The 25,326-nt window shown below is 39.3% G+C and carries 27 protein-coding genes; 20 read left to right on the top strand and 7 right to left on the bottom strand.

Annotated elements, in window-relative coordinates; all coding sequences use genetic code 11:
* Positions 1-41: 41 nt before the first annotated feature.
* The 5 genes from ACYSNQ_RS05120 to ACYSNQ_RS05100 all read left to right on the top strand — a co-directional run bounded on the left by ACYSNQ_RS05120 (position 42) and on the right by ACYSNQ_RS05100 (position 4,204).
* Positions 42-683: an HD domain-containing protein gene (locus tag ACYSNQ_RS05120; RefSeq protein WP_426081750.1), complete on the top strand. Its 642-nt coding sequence runs from the start codon at positions 42-44 to the stop codon at positions 681-683.
* A gap of 27 nt (positions 684-710) precedes the next feature.
* Positions 711-1,238: a hypothetical protein gene (locus ACYSNQ_RS05115; RefSeq protein WP_426081748.1), complete on the top strand. Its 528-nt coding sequence runs from the start codon at positions 711-713 to the stop codon at positions 1,236-1,238.
* 119 nt (positions 1,239-1,357) lie between these two features.
* Positions 1,358-1,786, top strand: coding sequence for a hypothetical protein (locus ACYSNQ_RS05110; protein ID WP_426081747.1), 429 nt, complete (start codon positions 1,358-1,360; stop codon positions 1,784-1,786).
* Positions 1,787-1,952: 166 nt separating this feature from the next.
* Entirely contained in the window at positions 1,953-3,260 is a 1,308-nt protein-coding gene (locus ACYSNQ_RS05105) for a glucosaminidase domain-containing protein (RefSeq protein ID WP_426081746.1), read from the top strand.
* Positions 3,261-3,379: 119 nt separating this feature from the next.
* Positions 3,380-4,204, top strand: coding sequence for an aldo/keto reductase (locus ACYSNQ_RS05100; protein ID WP_426081744.1), 825 nt, complete (start codon positions 3,380-3,382; stop codon positions 4,202-4,204).
* Positions 4,205-4,478: 274 nt separating this feature from the next.
* On the opposite strand, the gene ACYSNQ_RS05095 is transcribed toward ACYSNQ_RS05100, so the two are convergent.
* Both ACYSNQ_RS05095 and gloA read right to left on the bottom strand, forming a co-directional pair.
* Positions 4,479-5,201 carry a gamma-glutamyl-gamma-aminobutyrate hydrolase family protein gene (locus ACYSNQ_RS05095; RefSeq protein ID WP_426081743.1) on the bottom strand — a complete coding sequence of 241 codons (723 nt, stop codon included), beginning with the start codon at positions 5,199-5,201 and terminating at the stop codon, positions 4,479-4,481.
* Positions 5,202-5,568: 367 nt separating this feature from the next.
* Positions 5,569-5,946: a lactoylglutathione lyase gene (gene gloA / locus ACYSNQ_RS05090; protein WP_426081742.1), complete on the bottom strand. Its 378-nt coding sequence runs from the start codon at positions 5,944-5,946 to the stop codon at positions 5,569-5,571.
* A 145-nt stretch (positions 5,947-6,091) separates the two neighbouring features.
* On the opposite strand from gloA, the gene ACYSNQ_RS05085 reads away from it, so the two are divergent.
* Positions 6,092-6,541, top strand: a complete 450-nt coding sequence (locus ACYSNQ_RS05085) for an NUDIX hydrolase (protein WP_426081741.1) — start codon at positions 6,092-6,094, stop codon at positions 6,539-6,541.
* Between the two features lie 321 nt (positions 6,542-6,862).
* On the opposite strand, the gene yidA is transcribed toward ACYSNQ_RS05085, so the two are convergent.
* From yidA to ACYSNQ_RS05065, 4 genes are read right to left on the bottom strand one after another with little or no spacing between them, the layout of a single operon-like run.
* The gene (gene yidA, locus ACYSNQ_RS05080; RefSeq protein ID WP_426081740.1) at positions 6,863-7,672 is read right to left on the bottom strand and encodes a sugar-phosphatase; all 810 of its coding nucleotides are present in this window, start codon (positions 7,670-7,672) and stop codon (positions 6,863-6,865) included.
* Positions 7,673-7,689: 17 nt separating this feature from the next.
* Positions 7,690-9,057, bottom strand: coding sequence for an HD domain-containing protein (locus ACYSNQ_RS05075; RefSeq protein WP_426081739.1), 1,368 nt, complete (start codon positions 9,055-9,057; stop codon positions 7,690-7,692).
* Positions 9,041-9,913 carry a lipoate--protein ligase family protein gene (locus ACYSNQ_RS05070; protein ID WP_426081738.1) on the bottom strand — a complete coding sequence of 291 codons (873 nt, stop codon included), beginning with the start codon at positions 9,911-9,913 and terminating at the stop codon, positions 9,041-9,043. Before ACYSNQ_RS05070 ends, ACYSNQ_RS05075 begins: the two co-directional genes overlap by 17 nt.
* Positions 9,906-10,265 (bottom strand): hypothetical protein, encoded by a 360-nt coding sequence (locus ACYSNQ_RS05065; protein WP_426081737.1) that lies wholly within the window; start codon positions 10,263-10,265, stop codon positions 9,906-9,908. Before ACYSNQ_RS05065 ends, ACYSNQ_RS05070 begins: the two co-directional genes overlap by 8 nt.
* 364 nt (positions 10,266-10,629) lie before the next feature.
* Between ACYSNQ_RS05065 and ACYSNQ_RS05060 the strand changes: the two genes are divergently transcribed.
* From ACYSNQ_RS05060 to ACYSNQ_RS05015, 10 genes are all read left to right on the top strand, one after another.
* Positions 10,630-11,640, top strand: coding sequence for a thiamine pyrophosphate-dependent dehydrogenase E1 component subunit alpha (locus ACYSNQ_RS05060; RefSeq protein ID WP_426081736.1), 1,011 nt, complete (start codon positions 10,630-10,632; stop codon positions 11,638-11,640).
* Entirely contained in the window at positions 11,637-12,632 is a 996-nt protein-coding gene (locus tag ACYSNQ_RS05055; RefSeq protein ID WP_426081735.1) for an alpha-ketoacid dehydrogenase subunit beta, read from the top strand. Before ACYSNQ_RS05060 ends, ACYSNQ_RS05055 begins: the two co-directional genes overlap by 4 nt.
* On the top strand, positions 12,629-13,573 hold the full coding sequence (locus tag ACYSNQ_RS05050) for a sugar-binding transcriptional regulator (RefSeq protein ID WP_426081734.1): 945 nt from the start codon (positions 12,629-12,631) through the stop codon (positions 13,571-13,573). The genes ACYSNQ_RS05055 and ACYSNQ_RS05050 overlap by 4 nt, the downstream gene beginning before the upstream one ends.
* A 236-nt stretch (positions 13,574-13,809) precedes the next feature.
* Positions 13,810-14,244, top strand: a complete 435-nt coding sequence (locus tag ACYSNQ_RS05045) for a YwiB family protein (RefSeq protein ID WP_426081733.1) — start codon at positions 13,810-13,812, stop codon at positions 14,242-14,244.
* Positions 14,245-14,319: 75 nt separating this feature from the next.
* Positions 14,320-14,955: a DNA-directed RNA polymerase subunit delta gene (rpoE, locus tag ACYSNQ_RS05040; protein ID WP_426081732.1), complete on the top strand. Its 636-nt coding sequence runs from the start codon at positions 14,320-14,322 to the stop codon at positions 14,953-14,955.
* Positions 14,956-15,212: 257 nt separating this feature from the next.
* Positions 15,213-15,974 (top strand): IclR family transcriptional regulator, encoded by a 762-nt coding sequence (locus tag ACYSNQ_RS05035; RefSeq protein WP_426081730.1) that lies wholly within the window; start codon positions 15,213-15,215, stop codon positions 15,972-15,974.
* A gap of 196 nt (positions 15,975-16,170) precedes the next feature.
* Positions 16,171-16,818, top strand: coding sequence for a bifunctional 4-hydroxy-2-oxoglutarate aldolase/2-dehydro-3-deoxy-phosphogluconate aldolase (locus ACYSNQ_RS05030; RefSeq protein WP_426081728.1), 648 nt, complete (start codon positions 16,171-16,173; stop codon positions 16,816-16,818).
* 2 nt (positions 16,819-16,820) lie between these two features.
* A complete protein-coding gene (locus ACYSNQ_RS05025; RefSeq protein WP_426081727.1) occupies positions 16,821-17,831 on the top strand; it encodes a PfkB family carbohydrate kinase in 1,011 nt (336 codons plus the stop codon).
* A 64-nt stretch (positions 17,832-17,895) separates the two neighbouring features.
* A complete protein-coding gene (kduI, locus tag ACYSNQ_RS05020; RefSeq protein ID WP_426081726.1) occupies positions 17,896-18,735 on the top strand; it encodes a 5-dehydro-4-deoxy-D-glucuronate isomerase in 840 nt (279 codons plus the stop codon).
* A gap of 104 nt (positions 18,736-18,839) precedes the next feature.
* Positions 18,840-19,643 (top strand): gluconate 5-dehydrogenase, encoded by an 804-nt coding sequence (locus ACYSNQ_RS05015; RefSeq protein ID WP_426081725.1) that lies wholly within the window; start codon positions 18,840-18,842, stop codon positions 19,641-19,643.
* A gap of 392 nt (positions 19,644-20,035) precedes the next feature.
* Here the strand turns inward: ACYSNQ_RS05015 and ACYSNQ_RS05010 are convergent, their stop codons facing one another.
* Positions 20,036-20,890: an AraC family transcriptional regulator gene (locus tag ACYSNQ_RS05010; RefSeq protein ID WP_426081812.1), complete on the bottom strand. Its 855-nt coding sequence runs from the start codon at positions 20,888-20,890 to the stop codon at positions 20,036-20,038.
* A gap of 261 nt (positions 20,891-21,151) precedes the next feature.
* Between ACYSNQ_RS05010 and bglB the strand changes: the two genes are divergently transcribed.
* The 4 genes from bglB to ACYSNQ_RS04990 are packed head-to-tail and all read left to right on the top strand — an operon-like array spanning position 21,152 to position 25,086.
* Positions 21,152-22,258, top strand: a complete 1,107-nt coding sequence (bglB, locus tag ACYSNQ_RS05005) for a beta-galactosidase BglB (protein WP_426081724.1) — start codon at positions 21,152-21,154, stop codon at positions 22,256-22,258.
* A gap of 17 nt (positions 22,259-22,275) precedes the next feature.
* Positions 22,276-23,292 (top strand): TRAP transporter substrate-binding protein, encoded by a 1,017-nt coding sequence (locus tag ACYSNQ_RS05000; RefSeq protein ID WP_426081722.1) that lies wholly within the window; start codon positions 22,276-22,278, stop codon positions 23,290-23,292.
* A 9-nt stretch (positions 23,293-23,301) separates the two neighbouring features.
* A complete protein-coding gene (locus ACYSNQ_RS04995; RefSeq protein ID WP_426081721.1) occupies positions 23,302-23,787 on the top strand; it encodes a TRAP transporter small permease in 486 nt (161 codons plus the stop codon).
* Between the two features lie 3 nt (positions 23,788-23,790).
* Positions 23,791-25,086 carry a TRAP transporter large permease gene (locus ACYSNQ_RS04990; protein WP_426081720.1) on the top strand — a complete coding sequence of 432 codons (1,296 nt, stop codon included), beginning with the start codon at positions 23,791-23,793 and terminating at the stop codon, positions 25,084-25,086.
* The last annotated feature ends 240 nt before the right edge of the window (positions 25,087-25,326 follow it).

Below are 25,326 nucleotides of genomic sequence, written 5' to 3'. Positions count from 1 at the left end.
TGGTGCTGACTTTTGTTTTAAGAAATAGCAAGGAGGATGTAATGAAATATTACAGATTAACAGACAAATTGAATTTTAATGAAGTAATCAAAGATACAAATACCTATTCTTATCGTTATTATTTTGGTTTAGAAAAGTGGGTCAAAACCGGTATTATGATTAGATACCAATGGCCCGAGGATGAACTATTTGATGAATATGAGGAAATAAGCGAAACTGCGGCATTCCAGCTTTTAAGCGAACAGCGGGAAAGGTTAAAGTTATTACACGGGCTGGCTGAACAGCTTGCAGCAAAAGCACATGCGGGGCAAGTCGATAAGGGAGGTCAGCCTTATATCAAGCACCCTCTGGCCGTAGCCAATATGGTAGGAAGTACCGAACAAAAAATTGTTGCATTGCTCCATGATAGTATTGAAGACACCTTTGTAACGGAGGCGTTTTTAAGAGAAAACGGGTTTACAGAACGAATCATTCAATCGATTGTAACTCTTACAAAAGATAAAACAATTTCTTATGAAGAGTATCTTTCTGCTGTAAAAATGGATAATAGTGCCTGGATAGTGAAAATGGCTGATTTAAAACAAAATATGGATCTCAGCCGGATTCCTCAGCCAAAAGAAGAGGATTTCAAAAGACTTGAAAAATATGAAGCAGCTTTGAGCTATTTGGAAAGCTTTTTATAAAATAAGTTTAGAGGAAGGAAAAGTGTTGTGGTGGTAGTAGTAAATAATCAGTTTTATCAATCGGGGATTCTCTGTGGCTCCTATCTTCTTGATCCAAAGGCTGTTTCTTTCAAAAATAAAAAAGATTATTTTATTTCGATTGGAGATCAAGCAAAGCTTCTAAAAATTAAAACAAAAGTAAATACAAATACATTAGAGGGTGCAATTATCCTGAAGTATTTTGATGAAGAGCTATTGTCCTTTGAAGAATGGGATTTGCTTGATCAGCTGTGGTGCTATCTAATCGATATGGTAGAAGGATATTTAAAAGAGGGACAGGCAGAAACTTATTTTCCGGATCAGCCAATTAGAATCAGCTTTAAAAAGCTACCTGGAAAGCAGCTTCTTTTTACTAAAGAAGGAAAAGAAAAAAGCAAGTGGGTATTACCGGAACAGCTTTTTTTAAGCGTTCTTTTGACCGCAGGATTCACTTTTTTTGAAGAAATCATGGCTGTTTTTCCAGTGAACTATGGCATAGAGAAAAAACAAATTGAAGTATTACTTGAAACATTCTAGCGAGTGAAGGGAAAAAATCAGACGGTCTAGATTAGCATTAATATAGCAAAATAATTAAATTAAATATTACGGATATTAAATCTATATTTTCTGATTCAGGACAAAGAGGGGCAAAAAATATGAATAATGAAGATGGTAGTATTTTGATTGGAGATATACGGATTTATCCATTTATGGAAGAGCAACATTTTATCCAGCTGTTTAAGGAGCCGTTAAGAGAAGATAATTATTCTGGTGTGAAAATGTTGAATCAGCCAGTTCTCATTTCAGGATTATTCTTTTGGTTTACTGCTGTATTTAAGGAAGATACGCTCAAAGGAATCAATTTATCTAATGCAGATAAAAATCTTCAAAATAGTTATGCTGACTGGTCAAATGAACGCAATCGGTTAAAGCGGTTGAGCCATGATACTTGGTTGGAAGAACAGCTTGGAAAACCTTATGAGAAGACTGCTACAGCCATTATATTCAAACGAAGCTGGGGTGAAGTGACTTCTTATACTGATATGAAAGGCGGCGGTGTTGAAATCAGCCTTTATTATAAATAGTTATTTGTATATGTTGTTTTTAAGAAAGCAGGAGAGGGAATGTTGTAAATATAACCCCAATATCGTTCACCTAAAAAAATAAAAACCAGAAAGACTTCGTATATTAATGACGAAGCCTTTTTTGTATGAAAAATTAAAGTAGCGAAATGATTGGAGGAAAACAGCAATGATAAAAAAACAACTAATGGTACTATTGATAATTTTAATGGGGATGGCAGGAAATGTTCCTATTGTGCATGGTATGGAAAGTGGGATAGAGAGTTCAAAGGAAATGGAAATCCCAAGTTCTAATGGGGAGAGTGGAACCGTTTATACTGATACTACGAATGAACTGATTGTAGAGCAATCTTTAAGTCCTACCAATGAATTTTCTGATGGGGTAGAGTCAGGAGTAGCAGTAGAGCCAGAAGCAATTGAGTCGTCAGTTATTGAAGAGGAGACAAAAACTACAGAAGATGAAACAGCGGGAAGCAGTATATTAAATTATGAGGAAAATCAATGGTTACCTGAGATAATTACCATTGAAAGAACGAATGAAACTGAAGTATTTATTCAAGAAATCGGCGAGCAGGCACGTAAAATAGGTCAGGAATATGGATTATACAGTTCAGTGATGATTGCACAGGCAATTTTGGAGAGCGGATCTGGGAATAGTCAGCTTAGTCAAAGCCCTTATTATAACTTGTTTGGAGTGAAGGGAGCTTACAATGGAAGCTTTGTTGCATTTCCTACCTATGAAGACGATGGCTATGGCAGTTGGTATCAGATAGAAGCTGCATTCAAACGCTATCCAGGTTATGAGGAATCTTTTCAGGATTATGCAGTACTTTTAAAAGAGGGGACTGACTGGAACCCTTTTATCTATCAGCAAGCATGGAAAGATTCTGCACTGAGCTATCAAGAAGCAGCAAAAGCGTTAACAGGAGTCTATGCGACAGACATTCTCTATGATCAAAAATTAATTGCTCTAATAGAAGCTTACGAGTTAATGAACTATGATTTACCGGAATCAGTGATAACAGATTTTGGCAGAATTGTATCAGAAGAAAGTGTGGACAGTGATTTTATACAGTATTTTGGTGAAAACTATGATGGAGCAGAATACTATGCGTTTGGTAATTGTACGCAGTATGCCTATAATCGGGTGAAACAGTTAGGAGGGCATCTGGATGTAGACATGGGAAACGGCATGGATTGGGGGCAGACTGGAGCTGTAAGAGGTTATGAAGTTTCCCCTCATCCAGCTGCTGGAACTGTGGTCAGCTTTCAACCAGGAGCTGCTGGGGCAGATGCTGTTTATGGGCACGTTGCTTTCGTAGAGCATGTCTACGAAAATGGCAGCATCTTGCTTTCTGAAATGAACGTAATCGGTTTGAATGTAGTCTCCTATCGAATAATAGATAAAGTAAATGCGGACACCCATACTTATATTGTGCCTAAAGATTTTTATCCCAATCAATTAAGTGTAGAATGAAGGCTGCTTTCAGATAGCTTCAGTCACATAAGAAATAGGTAAACTAATTTTTTCAAACTTTGCCGTTTATAGCGTATAATAAGTATGTAGTGGATTTTTAGAAAGGAAGGATTAATATTATGACTTTTGAAAAAACCAAAGAACTGGCAAACGGCAATAAAATTCCTCGGCTTGGACTAGGTGTCTGGCGAGTAGAAGATGGAAATCAAGTGATTGATTCTGTGAAGTGGGCATTAAAAGCAGGGTATCGCTTGATTGACACAGCAGCTGTTTATAAAAATGAAGAGGGTGTAGGAGAAGGGATTCGCCAATCTGGTGTTCCAAGAGAAGAAATCTTCGTTACAACCAAGCTGTGGAATGCCGATCAAGGCTATGAATCAGCACTAAAAGCATTTGATGAAAGCTTGAAAAAATTAGGTCTGGATTATGTGGATTTATATCTAATTCACTGGCCTGTGAAAGATAAATATAAGGACTCGTGGCGGGCAATGGAGGAAATCTATGCCAGTGGTCGCGCAAAAGCCATCGGTGTCTCTAACTTCCATCAGCACCATATTGAAGACTTAATGACTAGTGCGAAGGTTAAGCCGATGGTTGATCAGATTGAACTGCATCCAACCTTGACGCAAGAACCCTTGCGGGCATTTTTGAAAGAGGAAGGCATTGCTGTTGAAGCATGGTCTCCTCTGGGTCAAGGAACAATTTTAAAAAATGCTGATTTAATTGAAATTGGAGAAAAATACGGAAAAACAGCAGCGCAGGTAATTATCCGCTGGCATCTGCAAAGTGATATTATTGTGATTCCTAAATCTGTTCATGAAGACCGGATCAAAGAAAACTTTGATGTGTTTGATTTTGAATTAAGTGAAGCAGATATGAAGAAAATTGACGGATTAAACAGTAATGAACGACTAGGTGCTGATCCAGATAATTTTAACTTTTAATTAAAGAACAGCTGGCGAATCATAGCCAGCTGTTTTTCTCTATTTTACTATGTTGTGTCAGCAAAAAAAAATTGCCGACATCTTTTTGAATAGTTAAAAACAAAAAAATTAAATAACTGATTGATAAAATAAAATCGTCAAAAACAAGTGGGAATCAAAAAAAGACTTTTCCAAAAATAAAAAAACTTAAAACAAAAACAGCTGGTTTTGTTTCAAGTTTTAAGGTTTCATTCAGTTTTTTAATTCTATAAAAGCAATTAAATGTAGAACTATTTTATAGTTCATTAACGAAATAGTCGAAAAGTCCTAGTTCTTTTGGTTCTTTATGAAAAATCAATTCAGGATGCCATTGAACGCCCAGTATGCGGGAATCCGCTTGTTTTCCTTCCACACCTTCAATAATTCCGTCAGCAGCTCGGGCGGTGACAGTTAAATCAGGAGCCAATGTATGAATCGCCTGATGATGATAAGAGTTAACTTGATAATGCTCTCCTAATAAGCGGCTCAATATACTGCCTTTTTCAGTTGTAATAGAATGTGTAGGAAATTCAGGAGCCGTTGGTTCTTGGCTGTGTTTAACTTTCCAGTCTGAATACTGAGAAAGATCTTGATATAAAGTTCCGCCCAGAGCAACATTCAGCAGCTGTGTTCCTCGGCATACGGTAAAAATGGGCTTTTTCTGCTTTATTGCTTCTGAAATAAGTGCTAATTCAAATTTGTCTCTATTTTTATTTGTTTCCTCAAGCTTGGGATGTGGTTCTTCACCGTAAAATTCGGGAGAAACATCTTGACCGCCAGCTAGTAAGAGTTTATCGATTTTTTCAATATATGCGGAAGCTGATTCAGGTGTTCCGATTGGCAACACGAAGGGCAACCCGCCGGTTTGTTGAACACCAGCAACAAATCCCTGTGGGGTGTAGGATACCTGATTGCCATGAAAAACGTCAGCAGCATGAATCAGCTGGTTTCCAGCAATTCCGATTATTGGTTTTGTCATCTTATCACTCCTTTATTCTTTCTATTTCTTATTCTATCATTTTTTTCTGAAAAGGCTATTGAAGCGTCTCAATCCCAAGGACAATGAGATTTGTTTCAGAAAAAGTATAAAAGAAGACAGGCAAAAACAACCAGCATTGATTTATTTTTACTCAGCAATCAGTTATTTATTTTTTAGTCTAAAAGAAATAGAGAACCGGCTTCTATTTCTGCCGGCTCTCTATTAATCTGAACAAAATAGTGAGACAAAAGGATTTACCAGTACTAAACTGCAGCGAGGTAGCAGCAAGAATAGTTTTTTCAAAGATAAGTCGAACGTCTCGGCATTAAGTTTTTTGTCATAGACTCAAAAAATAGCTGTAATTGGCTTAATATTTCGTACGGATAACTTCAACTTTGTATCCATCTGGATCAGTAATAAAGAAGTAAGAAGGAGGTGTTCCAGGTAAACCCTTCATATCTGTTACGTTAAAGCCAGCAGCTTTTTGTTTTTCATGAAGTGCTTCAATGTCATCTGTACTGATAGCAATATGTCCATAGCCGTTTCCAAGATCATAAGCTTCGTGGTCATAGTTATACGTTAGCTCAAGTTCATAATCATCGCCTGGTAAGGTTAAGTAGACCAAAGCAAATTTATGTTCGGGGAAATCACGTCGGCGGCTTTCTTCAAAGCCAAAAGCTTCTTTATAAAATGCTAGTGAAGCATCCAAATCCTTCACACGAACACAGGTATGTGCCATTTTCATTGATAAATCATCCTTTCTATATAAAACGAATAAATAGGTAGTCCTTCTCTTCAATACTAGCATAGACCACTAAAAATGATAAGTTTTTGCTTGTTCATTAGAAATTTCTCATGTAAAATTAAAGGGATTAAAAGGAGTTGTTTCTATGAAAATTCCCACTTTTGGAGAAAAATTAAATCAGCGGGAGTATAAAACAAGATTAGGGGCTTATATTATTGTCACTAGAAATGAAGAAAAAGAAATGGTGCTGATTCAGGCGCCGAACGGGGCTTATTTCCTTCCTGGGGGAGAGATAGAGGAAGGGGAAACAAAAGAACAGGCGATTGATCGAGAGATGCTTGAAGAGTTAGGGATTAAAGTTGAAATCGAAAAGTACTTAGGTCAGGCGGATGAGTATTTCCATTCCCGCCATCGTAGTACAGATTATTATAATCCGGGGTATTTTTATGTAGCAGCTCAATGGCAGCAGCTGAGTGAACCACTGGAAAAATGCAATACGATTCGCTGGGTTTCTATTACAGAAGGCACGGAGCTTTTAAAACGCGGAAGCCACAAATGGGCAGTAAAAGAGTGGCAAAAGCAAAACCAAGAATAAGATTCAAGCAAAATAGCTGAGCGTATGTCTGAATTCTAGTCAAATAGACAGGAGTTCGTGCATACGCCTTTTTAATTGGTTATGAATATAGGACAACAATCAATTTCCAGACGCTTTACATGTCTAAATCCCAATAAAAGGTCCTTCTTCAGAAATAAGCCGTACTATACGAAAATGCTACATTTTCAATATAATACGGCTTATTGCTTGAAGCAAAACACTTTTGGCCCAAACTCACAAAGACCAGCTGTGTTCGTAAGGTTTTCTAAAAGTAAAGAAGGACTTATAGAATGAAAATTTTTTAGGAAATCCTACTTTTTCTTAATCCAAGTATTTAAATAAAATTTCTGCAACACCATCTTCGTCATTAGAGGCCGTTTCAACTTGAGCCGCCGCTTTAACGGAGTCAGTTGCATTACCCATGGCCACACCAATACCAGCAGCTTCAATCATGGAAAGATCATTTTCATTATCTCCAATCGCCATAGTTTCTTCGATAGGAATATTCAAATGAGCAGCTAATTTTTTCAATGCGTTCCCTTTGCTGGCTTCTTTATTTAAAATTTCGTAGTAGAATTCAGTGCTTTTCACAGTTGTGTATTTTTCTTTAAAGCATTCAGGAATTTTACTGATTGCTTCATCAAGTATTTCAGGTTCATCAATCATCATCATCTTTATAGCTTTGATTTCCGGTGTGATTTCTTCAACTGAACGGTAGCGTAGAGGCATATCGACTAGATAAGCTTCATGTACCGTGTATTTTCCAATATCACGGTTAAAGGTATAGATGGACTGCTCATCGCTCATATGAAGATGAACATTGAGTTTTCTCGCCATAAGCTCAATCTCAAGAAAATCTTCGTAGGGAAGAGAATATTCCGAGATTACTTCTTTTGATTTTGTCGCTTGTACCAGAGAGCCATTATACGTAATGACATAATCATTTTCTTTGTAAAGATCCAGCTCCTGTAAAAAATTTTCCACTCCAGGAATTGGGCGGCCCGTACATAATACAATGTAAACACCCTGATCGTTGGCTTTTTTTATTGCTTCTTTTACACGAGGAGTAATCTCGCGATTAGAGTTCAATAGTGTCCCGTCAATGTCAATTGCTACAAGTTTAATAGTCATAGTGTCCTCCTGAGTATTTAGTTCTTTTCAATAATTGCACCATTGTGTATAAAGGATTGGAATTCATGGTATGTCTCTTCAAATAAATCCAGATGCTGTTGTTTTGCAGGCTGAAGCATTTCTTTAGGGAAATAAAAGCGGTGATCCCCTTGACCTTGTCCGGCTAACGCTGCAACCAGCTGGCTAACCTTTGATAGTTCGATAAGTGTGCCGTCTTTTTGAATAATTTCTATCTGAGTCCGGTGACTGTTTTTTTCAGGGCGATAAAAATCATAAGGTAAATCATAGCTGGAATTAATAGCTGTATAGTATTTGGGATTAAACCCGACTTTTTCTATCAAGTTCTTTAGATGTTCAATTGTCTGATCAGCTGTTCCAGCTGAAAAAGTAGCAGATTTCAACGGTTTTCTTTTCAGAAAACGGTTAGTTAAATCAGTTAAAACCGAGTCCCCCAGCTCGCTCCACTGAGTAAAATACGTACTTAGTACGCCGTCATCCAGTTTTAGGTATTCCTGCAGGGTATAATCACCTTTGAAAAAAGGAACAAGCAGGCGGGAATGTAAGAGATAGTCCTCTGGCTGCTCTTCGTAGAGCTCCTTCGCCCGATGCAGCAGATGATCCAGTATAACCTCCATCCCTCTAGAAACAGGATGGAAATAGACCTGAACGTACATTTGATAGCGGCTGACAATATAATCTTCAACAGCATGCATGCCGTTCATCGTATAGGCAATTCCGCCTTTATAGGGACGAATTACTCGAAGGATACGAGTTAAATCAAAAGTTCCGTATTCTGTTCCTGTAAAATAGGCGTCTCGAAGCAGATAGTCCATTCGATCAGCATCAATCTGACTGGAAATCATTTGAACAACCTGAGGATTCGGATATTCCTTCGTAATGACGCTAGCCACCTTTTCTGGAAAATCCGCTGAAACACGGTTTAAAATCTGAAATACTTCTGTTTCAGGAGAAGTAATGATATCAACTGTAAACTTTTCATGATCCGTCTGAAAAATATGTTCAAAAGTATGGGAATACGGACCGTGTCCTACATCATGAAGCAAGGCGGCACATAAGGCAACCAAACGTTCTTCATCATTCCAGCCATCTTCACCGATTTGTTCAACAGAGTAATTCCGCTGAAAAATATCACAAATTCGGCGCGTAATTTCATAAACACCTAAGGAGTGAGAGAAACGGCTGTGTTCTGCTCCATGGAAGGTCAGAGAGGAAGTTCCCAGCTGCTTAATGCGGCGCAGTCTCTGAAATTCACTGGAATCAATCAAATCTAATATGACTTGATGCTGTACATGAATATAGCTATGTACAGGATCTCGAAAGACCTTTTCAATAGGCAGATATTGATTTTTATAAGAATAAGGCATTCGTTTCCTCCTTTAGTTGTTGATTGCGCTGGACCATTTTTTCAAGCTGCTTGTGATAATCCTCTGAAAACTCAGCGAGTGCCGTCCACGATTCAAGCGGCTCTTCATGTAAAGATTTTCCAAAGTGTTCTTCAAAGGAAAATAAAAGTCTGTTTTTGACTTCTGCAACAGTTAATTCCTCCCCAATTAAAGTACCAAGATTTTCCATGACTGTTGGATCAACAGCCGGATAGCCGTTTTGTCCAAAACCATCTTTCAAAGCGGCTTGGTAAAATTGACGAACGACTTCACCACGCATCAGTTGATTTCCTTCAACACTTAGGTAGGCCATAACAGCAATACCGTTTTTTACACGCCGCTGAGCAAGCCCGGCAAATTTTTTCCCTTCAATACTTAAATCAAAAGTTCCAGGGCAGTATGAAGAGCTTATTTCGTACGCTTCAATGCGCTTTTCTTTTGTCTGAAAGGCTGAAGCAATCCAGTCAGACATGATGAGATAGGCTCTATCGATGGTCAATTTGTGTTCTGGGGGATTCGGCAGAATCAAAGAGAGATTTAAAACACCTTGATCGGCAATAACGCCCAGACCGCCGGAATTTCTGATTACTGGTTGATAATTATGCTTCATTAATGCAGCTATTCCCTCGGAAAAATGAGGGACTCTAGTGTCCTTCATCCCTAAAATCATGGTCTGACTGAACTGCCAAAAATGTAGAATTGGTTTTTGCTGCTTTTCGGCAAAAGCGGTTAATGTATCTGTCAAAGCGAAAGGAACCAGTGTATCTCTAGAAGAAAGAATATTCTGATCAAGCAGAGCAACTGGCTGGCTGAAAAGAAGCCGGTTCAAATTAGTCATAAGTGTCATCATCCTGTTGTGTTTTTGAAACGTATTTTTTTACTTCTTTATTCATCTGTGAATACTCATTGCTGAATCTGACTGGTTTGCTGAGCAGCCGCATCGGCATAGAGGATAAGAAGCGGCTGAAATCTTTACGAGCTTCCTCTGTTAGCCGTCCAGGTTTGGAAACCAGACGTTCATATAAATAATGATAGAACTCTTTCATTGCATCAATATCAATACTCATTTTATTGTGACACTCTTCGCATTCAATACTGGAAATGACTTCATTCAGGTATTGGATGTCATGGAGTGTTTCTTTTTGGCAATGCATACAGAAGAGCATTGCTTCTTCATCATGAAACAACATTGTTTCCACCCCCGATTTCTATTATAAACTATTTATAGCAAAAGTCTTGTAGTAAAAGTATAAAGAAACTTTTATTTTTCTTAAGATAAATAGAGAATTTTTCCAGTAGTCTTGCCAGAATAGTGAGAAACAGCTAAACTGTTTACATATGATTTACTCTAGAACAAATGTAAAGATGTGGTTAATAGCTAAGCGTCAGCTAAAAGAGCAATGGCTGTTATTCAGGCATGTATACATTCCATAAAGGAGTTGTATTAAGAATGCGTTTCTTTGTTTAGGCTATGGACAAAAGCCGCTGCTCATAAAATGAAGATCTTTGCAAAAATTCAGATAAATAAAATACATAAAGAATAAGGGGATAGGTATGATTCATCCAATCGATCAGTCAGAAACATCAACAGTTCTTTCAAACGGCAGTTTAGAAAGCTATCGGAAGATGTGGGAGATACGAATATTTGAGGAGGCTGTTCAACAGCTTTTTGACAGCGGACAGATGTATGGTACGATGCATCTTTGTATCGGTCAGGAGGCCACCGCCGTTGGCGGTGCCGGTATCTTACGTCAGGATGACTGGATGCTTTCTACTCACCGCAATCATGGACATGCTATTGCCAAAGGAACGGACCGCCGTGCAATGTTGGCCGAAATGCTGGGGAAAGCAACTGGGACAAATAACGGAAAAGGCGGCAGTATGCATATCGCTGATTTAGCGGTGGGAAATCTTGGCTCAAACGGAATCGTCGGAGGGAATTTTCCGATTGCAGCCGGGGCGGCTCTTAGTGCTGTGATGAATAAAACTAACCAAGTTGTTCTATGCTACGCTGGTGACGGTGCCACAAATGAAGGCAGCTTTCATGAAGCACTGAATCTAGCCTCTATTTGGAATCTGCCGGTTATTTATCTAATTGAAAACAATCAATATGGAATGAGCAGCTCTATTAAGCAAATGGTAAATGTAGACAGATTGTCAGCACGTGCAGAAAGTTACGGAATAGAGGGACTCACGATTAATGGGAACGACTTATTTGAAGTGAGCCGGACAGTTAAAAGCGCAATTGAAAAGGCCCGTAGCGGCAAGGGACCGACCTTAATTGAAGCGATTACCTATCGCTATAAAGGGCATTCTAAATCAGATAAGCTTGTTTACCGTTCAGAAGAAGAATGCCGCTATTGGATGGAAAATCACGATCCGATTTTACGGATGGAAAACTATTTATTAAAAGAGAAAGCAGCTAGTCTAGCTGAATTACGCGGGATTCAAGCTTCGGTGCAAAAGGAGACGGATGAGATGATTCGTTCAGTAGCAGCAGATCCAGAGCCTGACTTGAATGAGTTATGGCAAGACGTCTATCAGGAAGGAACGATTGGAAAATGAGAGAGATAACCTATCTTGATGCTGTCAATGAAGCGTTGGATGAAGCGTTAGCGCTGGATGAAACAGTATTTCTTCTGGGAGAAGACATTGGCGTATACGGTGGCGGATTTGGAGCGACCAAGGGACTTCAGGAAAAATACGGACCTGAACGAGTGCGGGATACACCTATTTCTGAGAGTGCCATCGCAGGAGCCGCTGTCGGTGCTGCAATGACTGGCATGCGTCCAGTAATGGAGCTGCAGTTCTCTGATTTCATCACAGTGGCAATTGATCAGCTGGTCAATCAGGCTGCTAAAATTCATTATATGTATGGCGGTAAAGCCTCTGTACCTATGGTGATGAGGACAGCAGGCGGTTCAGGTACAGGAGCGGCAGCACAACACTCGCAAAGTCTGGAAAACTGGATGGCACATATTCCTGGCTTAAAAGTGATTCAGCCTTCTAATGCGTATGATGCAAAAGGACTGCTTCACGCAGCGATTGAAGACAATAATCCAGTGATGTTTTATGAACATAAATTATTGTATAAAACAGCCATGGCTGTGCCAAAACAAAAGTACAGCCTGCCGATTGGCGTAGCAGATGTTAAGAGGCAAGGACAGGATGTGACTGTAGTTGCAACAGGAATCATGGTGGATAAGGCCCTGACAGCCGCAGAACAGCTGGCTAAGGAAGGGATTCAAATCGAGGTCGTTGATCCGAGAACTTTGGTACCATTGGATAAAGAAACGATTCTTTCTTCAGTTATGAAAACACGCCGTGTACTGGTTGTAACAGAGGCTGTGAAAAACAGCGGTTTTAGTGCGGAACTCACCGCCGTTATTGCCGAGTCAAAAATCAGCCGTGAGTTGCTTTATCCTATTGTCCGCTTAGGCGGCGAGTTTGTGCCAATGCCTGCACAGCAGAAGCTGGAACAAAGAGCTGTTCCCCAAGTGGAAACCTTGGTAAATGAAATTCAGAAAATGATGAAGGAAAGCGGCGGAATCGAATGAAACTTAGTGAAGACCGCAGGAAACTGTTGAAGATTGTCACGCTGTATTATGATTCTGGTTTAACGCAAGCGGAGATTGCAAAAAAGATGGCAATCTCACGACCGGTTATTTCTAAAATGCTGCAGCAGGCAAGAGAAGAGGGAATGATAAAAATCTCAATTCGAGATGATTCTGCCTATGCTGTCAAGCTTAGTTTGAAGCTGGAGGAATACTACGGCTTGGATGAGGTTATTGTGGTGCCGGATAACGAATACACTCCTGCACTTAAAATAAAGCAGAAGGTTAGTGAAGCAGCCGCTGATTATCTGGGAAGCATCTTGACAGAGCACATGTCGATTGGGCTGTCTTGGGGAACGACGCTGGCAGATATGATTGATGCGCTGCCCTTCTATTCTTTTCCTACAGTGAACGTTTGTCCACTAGTTGGAGGTGTCTCCAGCGAGCATTTATACTATGACACCAATCACTTGGCTTTCCAGCTATCGGAAAAGCTGAACAGCCGCTGTCAGTATGCCTATATCCCGGCTTTAGCAGAAAGCAGAGAACTGGCAGAAAGTCTGAATCAGAGCAGGCTGCTGAACACCGCAATGGATTTTGCCAAAAAAGTAGACTTGGCGATTATCGGTGTGGGCAATCCGATTAAGCATTCTACTTGGAATCAGCTGGGATATTTCACCAAAGAGGATATCAATAAGATAACAGAAGACGGCGTCAAGGGAGATGCAGTAGCCTCCTTATTTGACAAAAATGGTCAGACAGTGAACAATACTATTAGCGAGCGGATGCTTGGCATCAAGGTCGAGGATTTGGCTAATATTTCTCGGGTGATGGTCATCGGAAGCGGAAAGGAAAAAGCCGAGAGTATTCGTCCTTTGTTAATCGGAAACTACTGTTCAATATTAGTAACTAATCAGACCACCGCTGAATTACTGTTGTCGTAGAGAAAAAGTTGCATTTTACTTTGTTCTGGTTATAAAATAAATATACGCATAAAATGATTGATTTTATAAAATTTAGAGATTAAGGTGTTTCTTGTGTAAAGAACTAAGTGGGCTGAAGCTAGAGTCTATCAGTTTGAAAGCACGCTTTAGTAAGGCAGATAAGCAAGTTCAAGAGTCTCAAACCTATCTGCTTAAGAAATAATATGCTTAATCATCGTACTGGAGGAGTGTTTCTTATGGATTTAAAGCAAGGAACAGATATTTCGATTCAATTGAAAACAGAGGTAACCCAGGAAGGGGAAAAAAAGAATTTTTACTTTGATTTAACTGGTCAAATGGTTAAAATTGGTGATACGCTTTATATCCGTTATAAGGAAGAACAAGAGGATGGCGAGCAAGTCCCTGTGACAATCAAAGTAGAACCAGATGGCAAAATCCAGCTGATTCGCGCTGGAGACTTGCGCATGCGTTTGAAATTCGGCTATCGTGAACATTTAGAAACAGCTTATCGTACCCCGTACGGACTATTCCAAATTACGACTTATACGCATAATTTGAGGTTCAGCTTAAAGGACCAGCCAATTTCCGGTTCAATTGTTATTGACTATGATTTATCTTCTCAAAATGCAAAAATTGGCGAGTATCATTTAGAATTGGAATTTACTGCGTAATTCTTAAAGAATCAATTGCTTTTTTTTGCTTGTTTTTGTATGATAAAGAGTAGACTGTGAAAGGACGTGTACCGCTTGGAAATTAATGTATTTGAAGGATTGAATAAAAACGAGTTGTCCATGATTGAAGTTGCTCACGCAATTTTGGAACAAAAAGGAGATGTCATGGATTTTTCCGACTTGGCTAATGAAATCCAAAACTATCTTGAAAAGTCTGATAGCGATATTCGTGATTCTCTTGCGCAATTTTATACTGACTTGAATATTGATGGAAGTTTCATCTCTCTAGGCGACAACCAATGGGGTCTTCGTTCATGGTATCCAATTGATTCAATCGATGAAGAAGTAACACATGGCTTGGATGAAGATGAGGAAGATAAACCACGTCGTAGAAAACGCAAGAAAGTCAATGCATTTATCATGGATACAAATGATGAAGATGCCATCGACTATAATGATGACGATCCGGAAGATGCGGAATTAACTGCAGATGACGATGATGATATCGATATTTTATATGAGGATGAAGAAGAAGAGGACGATGAAGAAATCAAAGCCTACAATAGTGATCTTCAGGAAATCGGAGCGGATGAGGATGCAGATGATGACTTATCCAGTATTGAAGAAGATCTGACAATCATCGATGATGAAGATGTAGACAGTGATTTTGATGATGAGGAAGAAGACGAATATCCTGAAGAGGAAGAATAAAGCGAAGTTAGATGTTTATTCTTTACTTGAAGGACGTTTCGACTTGTCGCTTGTGGATGATTGAGTTTTATTCATACGCTAAATAGTAGTATCGTTTATTCAGCTTTTAAGGACTGGAGCATAGTCAGCATGACTATTGTTCTAGTCTTTTTTTAGCAAAACGAGGTTTAAAAGAGCGGGCGTTTATAATAAAAAAATAAATAGTTGCATTTTCCTATTTATATTATATAATTTCTTATATAGAAAGGGTGAGGCTGATGAGCGAAGCGAAACCTTATGGAACTGTACTGATTAAAGCGGCAAAAATTATGGATTATCTGGCAGAAAATCCCAATCACTCACTGCAGGAAATTGCCAAAAATACTGAAATGACAGCTTCAACAACAATCAAAATATTAGATACCCTAGTGCTGATTGGTTATGTTCAGAAAAATGAAGATAAAAGCTATCGTCTAGGTTCTAAGCTGATACGCTATGCAAACCAAAGATTGGAGCAGCTGGATCTGGCAGAAATCACTTTGCCTTATCTTGAAAAGCTGCAGGCGACAATTGATGAAACGATTCATTTAGGGATACTAAATGATAATGAGATATTATATATCAACAAGCTGGAGCCTAAGCATCAAACGATTCGCATGTCTTCTAAAGTCGGGATTACTCGTCCGTTGTACAGCTCAGCAATGGGGAAAGCAGTACTGGCGAAATTTTCCGATGAGGACTTTCAAAGCTATTTGTCTGATCATGTACTGACGCCATATACGGAAAATACAATTACTAATCCTTTAAGATTAGTGAAAGAGCTGGATGAGGTTCGGCGTTCAGGTATCGCTTTTGATGATGAAGAAATGGAAATGGATATTTTTTGTATTGGTGCTTCTCTTGAAAAGGAGCAGCAGATTATCGGAGCCTTCAGTGTTAGTATGCCGAAATACCGCTTAAATGAAGAAGCAAAACAAATGATTATTCAAGCAGTTTTACAAACAAAGGATGCCTTGGAGCGAGTGTTAAAAGGAAAATAGAGTATAGAGAGGGAGAGACGTCAAAATCTCCCTCTCTATTTTATTGTTTTTAAGCAGCTGTAAAATAGCGGGATAAAAATTTTTTATAAGAAATCTGTATAAAAAACGTTTGCATTTTCTTTTTTTCTATGTATAATGAAAGTAAGAATTTCCTAATAATAAAATATAATTTCCAAATAAGAAAAGAGTGGTTGTTTTGAAAAGAGTTAACATTCTTCAACGTTTAGAAAATGCAGGTGTAATTGCTGTTGTTCGAGGAAAGACAAAAGAAGAAGCAATTAAAGCAAGTCACGCAATTGTCAAAGGTGGTATGTACGGTTTGGAGCTGACCTTTACTGTTCCACGTGCAGATGAAGTGATTAGAGAGCTGTCAGACCATTATAAGGATTCGCCAAAGGTTGTGATTGGAGCTGGAACGGTTCTTGATGCGGTAACTGCCCGCTTGGCAATCATGGCTGGAGCTGACTATATTGTAAGCCCCTCTTTTGACCGCGAGACTGCAGAAATCTGTAATCTTTATCAAATCCCTTATTTGCCAGGCTGCATGACAATTACCGAAATGAAGGAAGCCCTGAAGAGCGGTGTAGATATTATCAAGCTGTTTCCTGGAAGTGCTTATGGACCGAGTATCATTTCTGCATTTAAGGCACCAATGCCTCATCTTAATATCATGCCGACAGGCGGAGTTAGTCTTGAGAATATGGCAGACTGGTTTAAGGCTGGAGTAGTGACAGTAGGGGTTGGCGGTAATTTGCTGGCACCAGCTGCGACAGGTGATTTTGAAAAGGTAACAGAAGTTGCTGCTGAGTATATGGCGAAATATCACGAAATCAAAGGAGCATAGCTATGGGAAAAGTTGTAACCCTAGGAGAAATCATGCTGCGCTTGTCTACTGATGGTGGGATTCGCATCGCACAAAGCGAAGGATTTTCTGCTCATTATGGTGGCGGAGAAGCGAATGTTGCTGTTTCATTGGCTAATTATGGACATCAGGTTTCATTTGCCAGCAAAGTTCCGGCAAATGGACTGGGTGAAGCAGTAAAAAAACACCTTAATCGTTATGGAGTAGATACCTCGGCATTACTGAGCGGTGGTGCCCGACTGGGAACCTACTACTTAGAATCAGGAGCAGGAGAACGGGCTGCCAGTGTGATTTACGATCGTGCCGGGTCGAGCTTCGCAACGATGGAAACCAGTGAATGGGATTTGCAGAAATTGTTTGATGGTGTAGACATTTTTCATGTATCAGGCATTACGCCTGCACTTTCTGATTCATGGAAGCAATTAACTCTTGAACTAATTACTAGTGCTAAAAATGCTGGTTGTAAAATTAGCTTTGATGTGAATTATCGAGGAAAGCTGTGGAGCAGAGAAGAAGCTGGTGAAACGATTCGTCAAATCCTGCCATATGTAGATTATTGTTCTGCCGGGAATCTGGATGCTCAGCATTTTCTGGAAATTCCAGCATATGATAAAACTGCTGATGAGGAAGAAACCATTTACTACTATCGAAGTATGCAGGAAAAATATCCCAACATTTCTGTTTTTTATTCCACCAGACGAAAAGTCCATTCAGCAAGTGCCAACGAGTTGATAGGAACTCTTTGGGCAGCTGGAACCTACTATGAATCCCAATGCCACCAAATCAATCCAATTATCGATCGGGTTGGTGGAGGAGATGCTTTTGCAGGCGGGGTTCTCCATGGGCTGCTAAGCAGCTACGACTATCAGCAGGTGATTCGTTTTGCTACAGCTGCTTCAGCATTGAAGCATACGGTTCACGGCGACTGCAATCAATTTAGCTGTGAAGAGGTTGAAAGCTTTCTTGCGGCAGGTTCAGGTAAAATTGTTCGATAAAATAACTAAGCATTTTTTCTTTCAAAAGATTGAATGCTGCTAATTAAAGGAAGGAGCATGAAACATGCAAAATATGGAAACTCGTTATACTCATAGCCCGGAGGATATTCGTCATTATTCTACTGAACAGCTGAGAGATGAATTTTTAGTAGAGAAGGTGTTTGTTCCTGGTGAAATCAGTCTGACTTATACCCATAATGACCGAATGATTTTTGGTGGAGTAACGCCAACGAATGCAGCTTTGGAAATTAAACTGGATAAAGAGCTAGGCGTGGATTATTTTCTTGAACGCCGTGAATTAGGGGTAATCAATATTGGCGGACCAGGTTTTATTGAAATCGATGGCGCAAAAGAATCAATGAAGAAACAAGATGGCTATTATATTGGAAAAGAAACTCGCCATGTTGTCTTTTCTTCTGAGGATGCTGCCAATCCTGCAAAATTCTATATCAGCTGTGTACCGGCACATCACAAATATCCTAATGTGAAAATTAGTATTGATGACATTAAACCAATGGAAACTGGTGAGCCGCTAACACTAAATGAACGTAAAATTTATCAATACATTCACCCAAATGTCTGCGAAAGCTGTCAGCTTCAAATGGGGTATACGATTTTAGAACCAGGTAGTTCTTGGAATACAATGCCGTGTCATACCCATGAAAGACGGATGGAAGCTTATGTGTATTTTGATATGGAGCAGGACACACGTGTCTTTCATATGATGGGCAAACCAGATGAAACAAAACATTTAGTGATGGACAATGAGCAGGCAGCAATTTCACCAAGCTGGTCTATTCATTCTGGTGTTGGAACTAGTAACTATTCATTTATTTGGGCAATGTGTGGCGAAAATATCACATATACTGACATGGATATGGTGCCGATGGATCAATTAAAATAGTCAACTGGCTGCTAAAGCAATGTATTTAAAGTTTTAAACAGATAGAAATAATGGAGCACTTAGTTTGCTCCCTTTAATAAAAAAGAAAAGAGGCAGATGAAATTATGGATTTTAAGATGGACAGCTTCAGATTAGATGGGAAAATTGCTTTAGTTACTGGGGCAGTATATGGTATCGGGTTTGAGATTGCCAGCTCTTTAGCTGCAGCAGGTGCTACAATCGTGTTTAACAATATTGATGAAAAATCAGTTAATGACGGGATTGAAAATTATAAAAAAGTCGGAATCGATGCAAAAGGTTATGTTTGCGATGTAACCAATGAAGAACAGGTTCAGGCAATGGTTAAACAAATTAAAGAAGAAGTTGGCGTTATCGATATTCTGGTAAACAACGCTGGTATCATTAAGCGTACACCAATGCATGAAATGGAAGCTGCAGATTTTCGTCAAGTCATTGATATTGATTTGAATGGTCCTTTCATTATGTCTAAAGCTGTTCTTCCAGGAATGATGGAGCAAAACAGCGGCAAGATTATCAACATCTGCTCAATGATGAGTGAGTTAGGTCGGGAAACAGTTAGTGCGTATGCAGCTGCTAAAGGCGGCCTGAAAATGTTGACAAAGAATATTGCTTCTGAGTATGGTGAGTATAATATTCAATGTAACGGCATTGGTCCAGGCTATATTGCAACACCGCAAACAGCACCGTTGCGTGAGGAGCAAGCGGATGGTTCTCGTCATCCTTTCGACCAATTTATCGTTGGCCGGACGCCGGCAGCTCGCTGGGGTACACCAGATGATCTTGCGGGGCCTGCTGTATTCCTAGCATCGAAAGCCTCTGACTTTGTTAACGGACACATTTTGTATGTAGACGGCGGTATTCTAGCTTACATTGGTAAACAACCATAATCAGCTTTTAATCACCTAAGTAAAAGAAAATATGTATGAATGGTTTTCTAAGTAATATGTTTCTGAAACTAAAAAAATTCCTAAGTAAATAAAATCGACAGAGCTGTCCTTTCATATGCGTGAATGAAGGGAATAAACAGCTCTGTTTTTTTATAGAACTACTCCTTTAGATAGATATTCTGTCTAAAAAAGAGCAGCAGCAGTAAATTTTTTATCCATTAAGAAGCTAAGTAAACGTATAAATGAAGAAACAGACTCCACAACAAAATAAAAGGGATTCACAGAAATCTGAGCAATCATTTCTATGAATTCTTTTTATTTATCTAAAACGATCCTTCCTATTCACAGAGACTTTCATATATGCCGAAAGCAATCTCTTGTTTTAACCTTAATTATGCTTGATGATGATCAAAAAACACAACTTCCTGAGTATGATGCTTTTTCAAAAATTCTTTTGGTGTCATACCAAATTCTTTTTTGAAGCATTTAAGAAAATGAGGATAAGATTTGAAGCCGCACTGCAGATAAATCTCATTAGAATTCTTATAAGTCACTAACAATTGCTTGGCATAGAGCAATTTCTTTTTTAAGACATAATTATGAAAGGTGAAACCTGTGCTGCTTTTAAAGGTACGGGAAATATAATATTTACTGACAAAAAATTCTTTTGCTACATCGTCCAAGGTTAGAGGCTCGCTGAGATTTTCTGAGACATAATTCATTAAGTCTTCAATCAAGGTATTCTCCGTGGCCTGTTTTGGTTGAACCTCTTTTTCCTCATTCATTACCAGCTTGTTCAAATAAACGAGAAAGTTTACAAACTGTTGTTCATACATTAAATCTAATCCATATTCTTTCTTATCTGCTGGTGCTTCAATCAGTGAAAGATAATAACGCAGCTTTTCCGGATCAGTCTGAATAATTTTGCTCTTTGTACGGCCAGTTGGATGAAAACAGCGCTCCAAATTCGTATATTTACTAGAGCGTTTTTTTAGAAAGCTTGGCGTAATAAACATATAAACTCTTTCAAAAAAATCAGAGTTCTGTTTGACGATGCGGTGAAGGTCCAGGTTATGGATAAAAATTACCGAACCTGGTTTTAAAAGATACTGTTGACCATCCAAATAAAATTCGGCTGTACCCATTAAGGTACAATGAATCTCATAAAAATCATGGTAATGATAAAGCGTTTTCTCTTGGATGACAAAATCCTTAACATGAAAGACTTCATAGTCATTGGAAATCATCGAATTTACTAGTGAAGTATTGAGCAATTTAGAGTCTGTCAAAATGAACTCCCCCTTATTTCAAAAATGTATCCGCTTCTATAATACACTAAAAATACACTGAAAAGGCTTTATATGCAATTTTTGACAGTAATTTAGCAATTTTTATTATATAAATAATTTTACTGACTTGTTAAACTAAGTACATACCTAGTGTTGAAAGCGCTTTGAAAAAACTCGAGTAATAATAGAATAAAGAATCGAAAAGGAGTTAATGCAGCGATGATTATTAAACAGGAATTATTTGTACCGAAAGAAACGGTTGAAGAAAAAATTGATTTGATGATTGAAAATCTGACAACTATTAAAGATAACAGTGGAGAATTCCTATTGGATTTTGATGGATTGAAGGTTGACGATAAGAGCTGGACAATTTGGAACTGGCCTCAAGGTGTCGGTTTGTATGGGATGTATAAGAACTATCGGATTACTAAAAATGAAAAGGCTTTACAAGTTGTAAATGATTGGTTTGATGCCCGCATGAAAGAAGGAGCACCGCCTAAAAATGTCAACACAATGGCTCCGCTGCTGACGATGGCTTATCTCTATGAGGATACGAAAGATCCTAAATACGTTCCTTACTTGGAGCAATGGGCGGAATGGGTCATGCATGATATGCCTAGAACAAACGAAAACGGACTGCAGCATGCGACTTATGGTCCCCCAAATACTAATCAGCTTTGGGATGATACGTTGATGATGACTGTTCTGCCGCTGGCGAAAATTGGTAAGCTCTTAAATCGCCCTCATTATTTGGAAGAGGCAAGGCACCAGTTTCTGATTCACATCAAATATTTGATGGATAAAAAGACTGGCCTTTGGTATCACGGATGGACTTTTGAAGGCAATCATAACTATGCCGAAGCATTGTGGGCCAGAGGTAACTGCTGGATTACGATTGCAATTCCTGAAATTATTGAAATTTTAGAGCTTCCTGAAGGAGATGGATTAAGAGCCTTCCTAATTAATACACTAAACGCTCAGGTAGCATCTCTTGCAGACTACCAGCATGAGTCAGGACTGTGGCATACATTGCTGAATGATCCTGATTCGTATCTGGAATCCTCTGCGACTGCCGGCTTTGCATATGGTATTTTGAAAGCTGTTCATAAACGCTATATCAGCAGTGACTATGAAGCGGTTGCTTATAAAGCGATGGCTGGTCTATTAGAAGAGATTGATGAAAAAGGAGAAGTTCAGCATGTTTCAATCGGAACAGGGATGGGTGATGATTTGGACTTCTACCGCAACATTGGTATGACAGCAATGCCTTATGGACAGTCATTGACGATTCTGTGTCTGACAGAACTGCTTGTTTCTTATTGCTAAAAACAGGAGGAAAAATGATGAAAATGAAACATCTTATTACGGGGCTGCTGCTGTCAACAGCTGGTCTGATAGCATTAAGCGGCTGTAGTCAATCCGAAGCAGCTGACGATGGAAAGGTTGTGCTGCGGTATGCTTATGCCAGTAACAGCCAGCCGGTTATCGATTCTATGCAGGAATTTGGCCGCTTAGTTGAAGAAAAAACAAACGGAGAAGTAAGTATTGAGTATTTTCCCGATGGCCAGCTAGGTGGGGAAACTGAGCTGATTGAACTGACTCAAACGGGCGGAATTGATTTTACAAAGGTTAGCGGTTCTGCACTGGAAAGCTTTTCAAAGGATTATTCAATCTTTGCTGTACCTTACATCTTTGATAATGAAGAGCACTTTTTTGAAGTGATGGAGAATCAGGAAATCATGGATGAGATTTATCACTCAACTGAAGACTTAGGATTCATTGGTCTAACCTACTATGACTCTGGTCAGCGAAGCTTTTATATGACAGGCGGTCCTGTGAATACACCTGAGGATTTAAAAGGGAAAAAGATTCGAGTGATGCAAAGTGAAACAGCGATTAAGATGGTGGAGCTCTTAGGCGGATCACCCGTTCCTATGGGCAGTTCGGAAGTTTATACTTCATTGCAGTCAAACTTAATTAATGGCGCCGAAAATAATGAGTTCGTACTATATACGGCAGGACACGGCGGCGTTGCGAAGTATTACTCTTATGATGAGCATACTCGCGTACCGGATATTGTAATCATGAATGATGATGTGAAAGAACGTCTTACAGATGCGCAGTATGAAGCAGTTGTTGAGGCTGCTAAAGAATCCACTGAATTTGAAAAAGAAGTATTTAAAAAGGCGGTTGAGGAAGAGAAAAAAATTGCCGAGGAAGAGTATGGTGTGGTTTATAACGATGTAGACAGTGCGCCTTTCCAGGAAGCCGTTCAGCCGCTTCATGATCAATTCAAAAATGATAAAAACTACAGCGATTTATACGAGAAAATTCGTGCTGTAGCAGACGAAATGAACTAGGAGGTCACTATGAAAACGGTAAGGAATATTTTAGATAAATGTTTAGAGGTTTTCGGAGCTGTGCTGCTGGCAGTTATGATTTTAGTCGTTCTCTATCAAGTATTTGCCAGAACTGTACTGAATAATCCTAATACAATTACCGAAGAGTTTGTTCGATTTGGTCTAGTTTGGCTGTCGATGCTGGCCTCTGCTTATGTAGTGGGAAAAAGAAGTCATTTAGCAGTAACGCTGCTAAGTGATCATTTGAAGGGCGGCAACAAACGTCTTTTAGAAATTGTTGTACAAATTTTATTCTTGTTGTTTGCTGCAGTTATCATGGTATTCGGCGGCTGGAAAGCTGTAACAGTAACTATGGGACAAATTTCGCCATCGCTTTCTATTCCGATGGGCTATGTCTATCTGGCAGTTCCAATATCGGGAGTGATTATGTTTATTTACAGCTTATTGAATCTACTGGAAAAACCAGTAGAAGAAAGTGTTCAGGAGGGGGAATAAAAGATGGCGTTGGAAGCTGGTTTAATACTATTTATCGTTTTTGCCATACTGCTGATATTAGGAATGCCGATTGCAATCAGTATCGCCGTTTCTTCTATAGCCACATTATTGTTAGTTGTTCCATTTGATATTGCAGTATTTACTTCTGCTCAAAAAATGGTGTCCAGTCTAAATAGCTTTTCGTTGGTCGCAATACCGTTCTTTGTTCTCTCGGGAATTATTATGAATGGTGGCGGAATAGCGGAAAAGCTCGTTAATTTTGCCATGTTGTTTGTCGGTCGGGTGCCAGGAGGTTTAGCACATACGAATGTTTTAGGGAATGCGTTGTTCGGTTCAATGTCAAGCTCAGCGATTGCTGCTTCAACAGCCATTGGCGGAGTGTTGATTCCTCAGCAGGTAAAGGCTGGGTATGACCGGAAGTTTGCAACAGCAGTGAACATTGCTTCTGCACCAACAGGCATGGTTATCCCGCCCAGTACAGCATTTATCATGTATTCACTGGTTGCCAGTGGTGCATCGATTTCCTCATTGTTTCTCGGCGGTTATCTGGTAGGTGCTCTATGGTGCATCGGAATTATGATTGTTGCATTTATCCATGCTAAGAAAAACAACTATAAAACAGTTACTCGTTCTGAAATTGGAGCAGTTGGCACAGTGCTGAAAGAAGCGCTGCCAAGTGTGATGCTGATTGTTATTATTATCGGCGGAATCCTAACAGGTTTGTTTACAGCAATCGAAGCGTCAGCAATTGCGGTTGCCTATTCATTACTCATTGCGATGTTTTTCTACAAAACAGTAACGGTGAAAGACATTCCTAAAATGCTAAAGGATGCGGTGTTAACAACAGGAACGATTGCTTTCTTATTGGCAACATCTTCAATGATGTCTTTTGCAATGGCTTTTACCGGCATTCCTCAAGCAATTAGTGCAGCGATTTTAGGTCTGACAACAAATAAACTGTTAGTACTGCTGCTGGTAAATATTGTATTGTTATTAGTTGGAATGTTTATGGATGTAGGTCCGGCAATCTTGATTTTCACACCAATTTTTCTGCCGGTTGTAACCAGTGTTGGCGTAGATCCTGTTCATTTTGGACTTTTTGCCATCATGAATCTGTGTGTCGGCTCAATCACACCGCCTGTAGGAACCGGCCTGTATGTTGGAGCCAGTGTCGGCGGGGTTAAGGCTGAAAAAATGCTCAAGCCGCTTATTCCATTTTATCTAGCAATTTTAGCGGTACTCTTCTTGATTACCTATTTCCCGCAAGTTGTTATGTGGCTGCCAAATCTCGCTTCTTAATCACATTCACCACTGTTTATCTAATTAATCACCCCAAATTTTTGATTGGATAAACCAACAAACAACCAGAGAAGGCAGTTTTTATAGATTGAAGGGGGGAGCAAGCATTATCTGAATTGTAAAATAAGCAAAGGTTTGGACAGGAGTATTAGGATATGGAGAGTAAAAAAACAAGAAACGCTGCGTGGGAATCGAGTAGCGGATGATTGAGACTTATGTAGAGCTTTTCATATTTTCAAT

It is taken from the genome of Enterococcus sp. LJL51, from assembly GCF_054871795.1.
The sequence above is the reverse complement of the archived record's forward strand: the minus strand, read 5'-3'. Positions and strand labels throughout refer to the sequence as shown.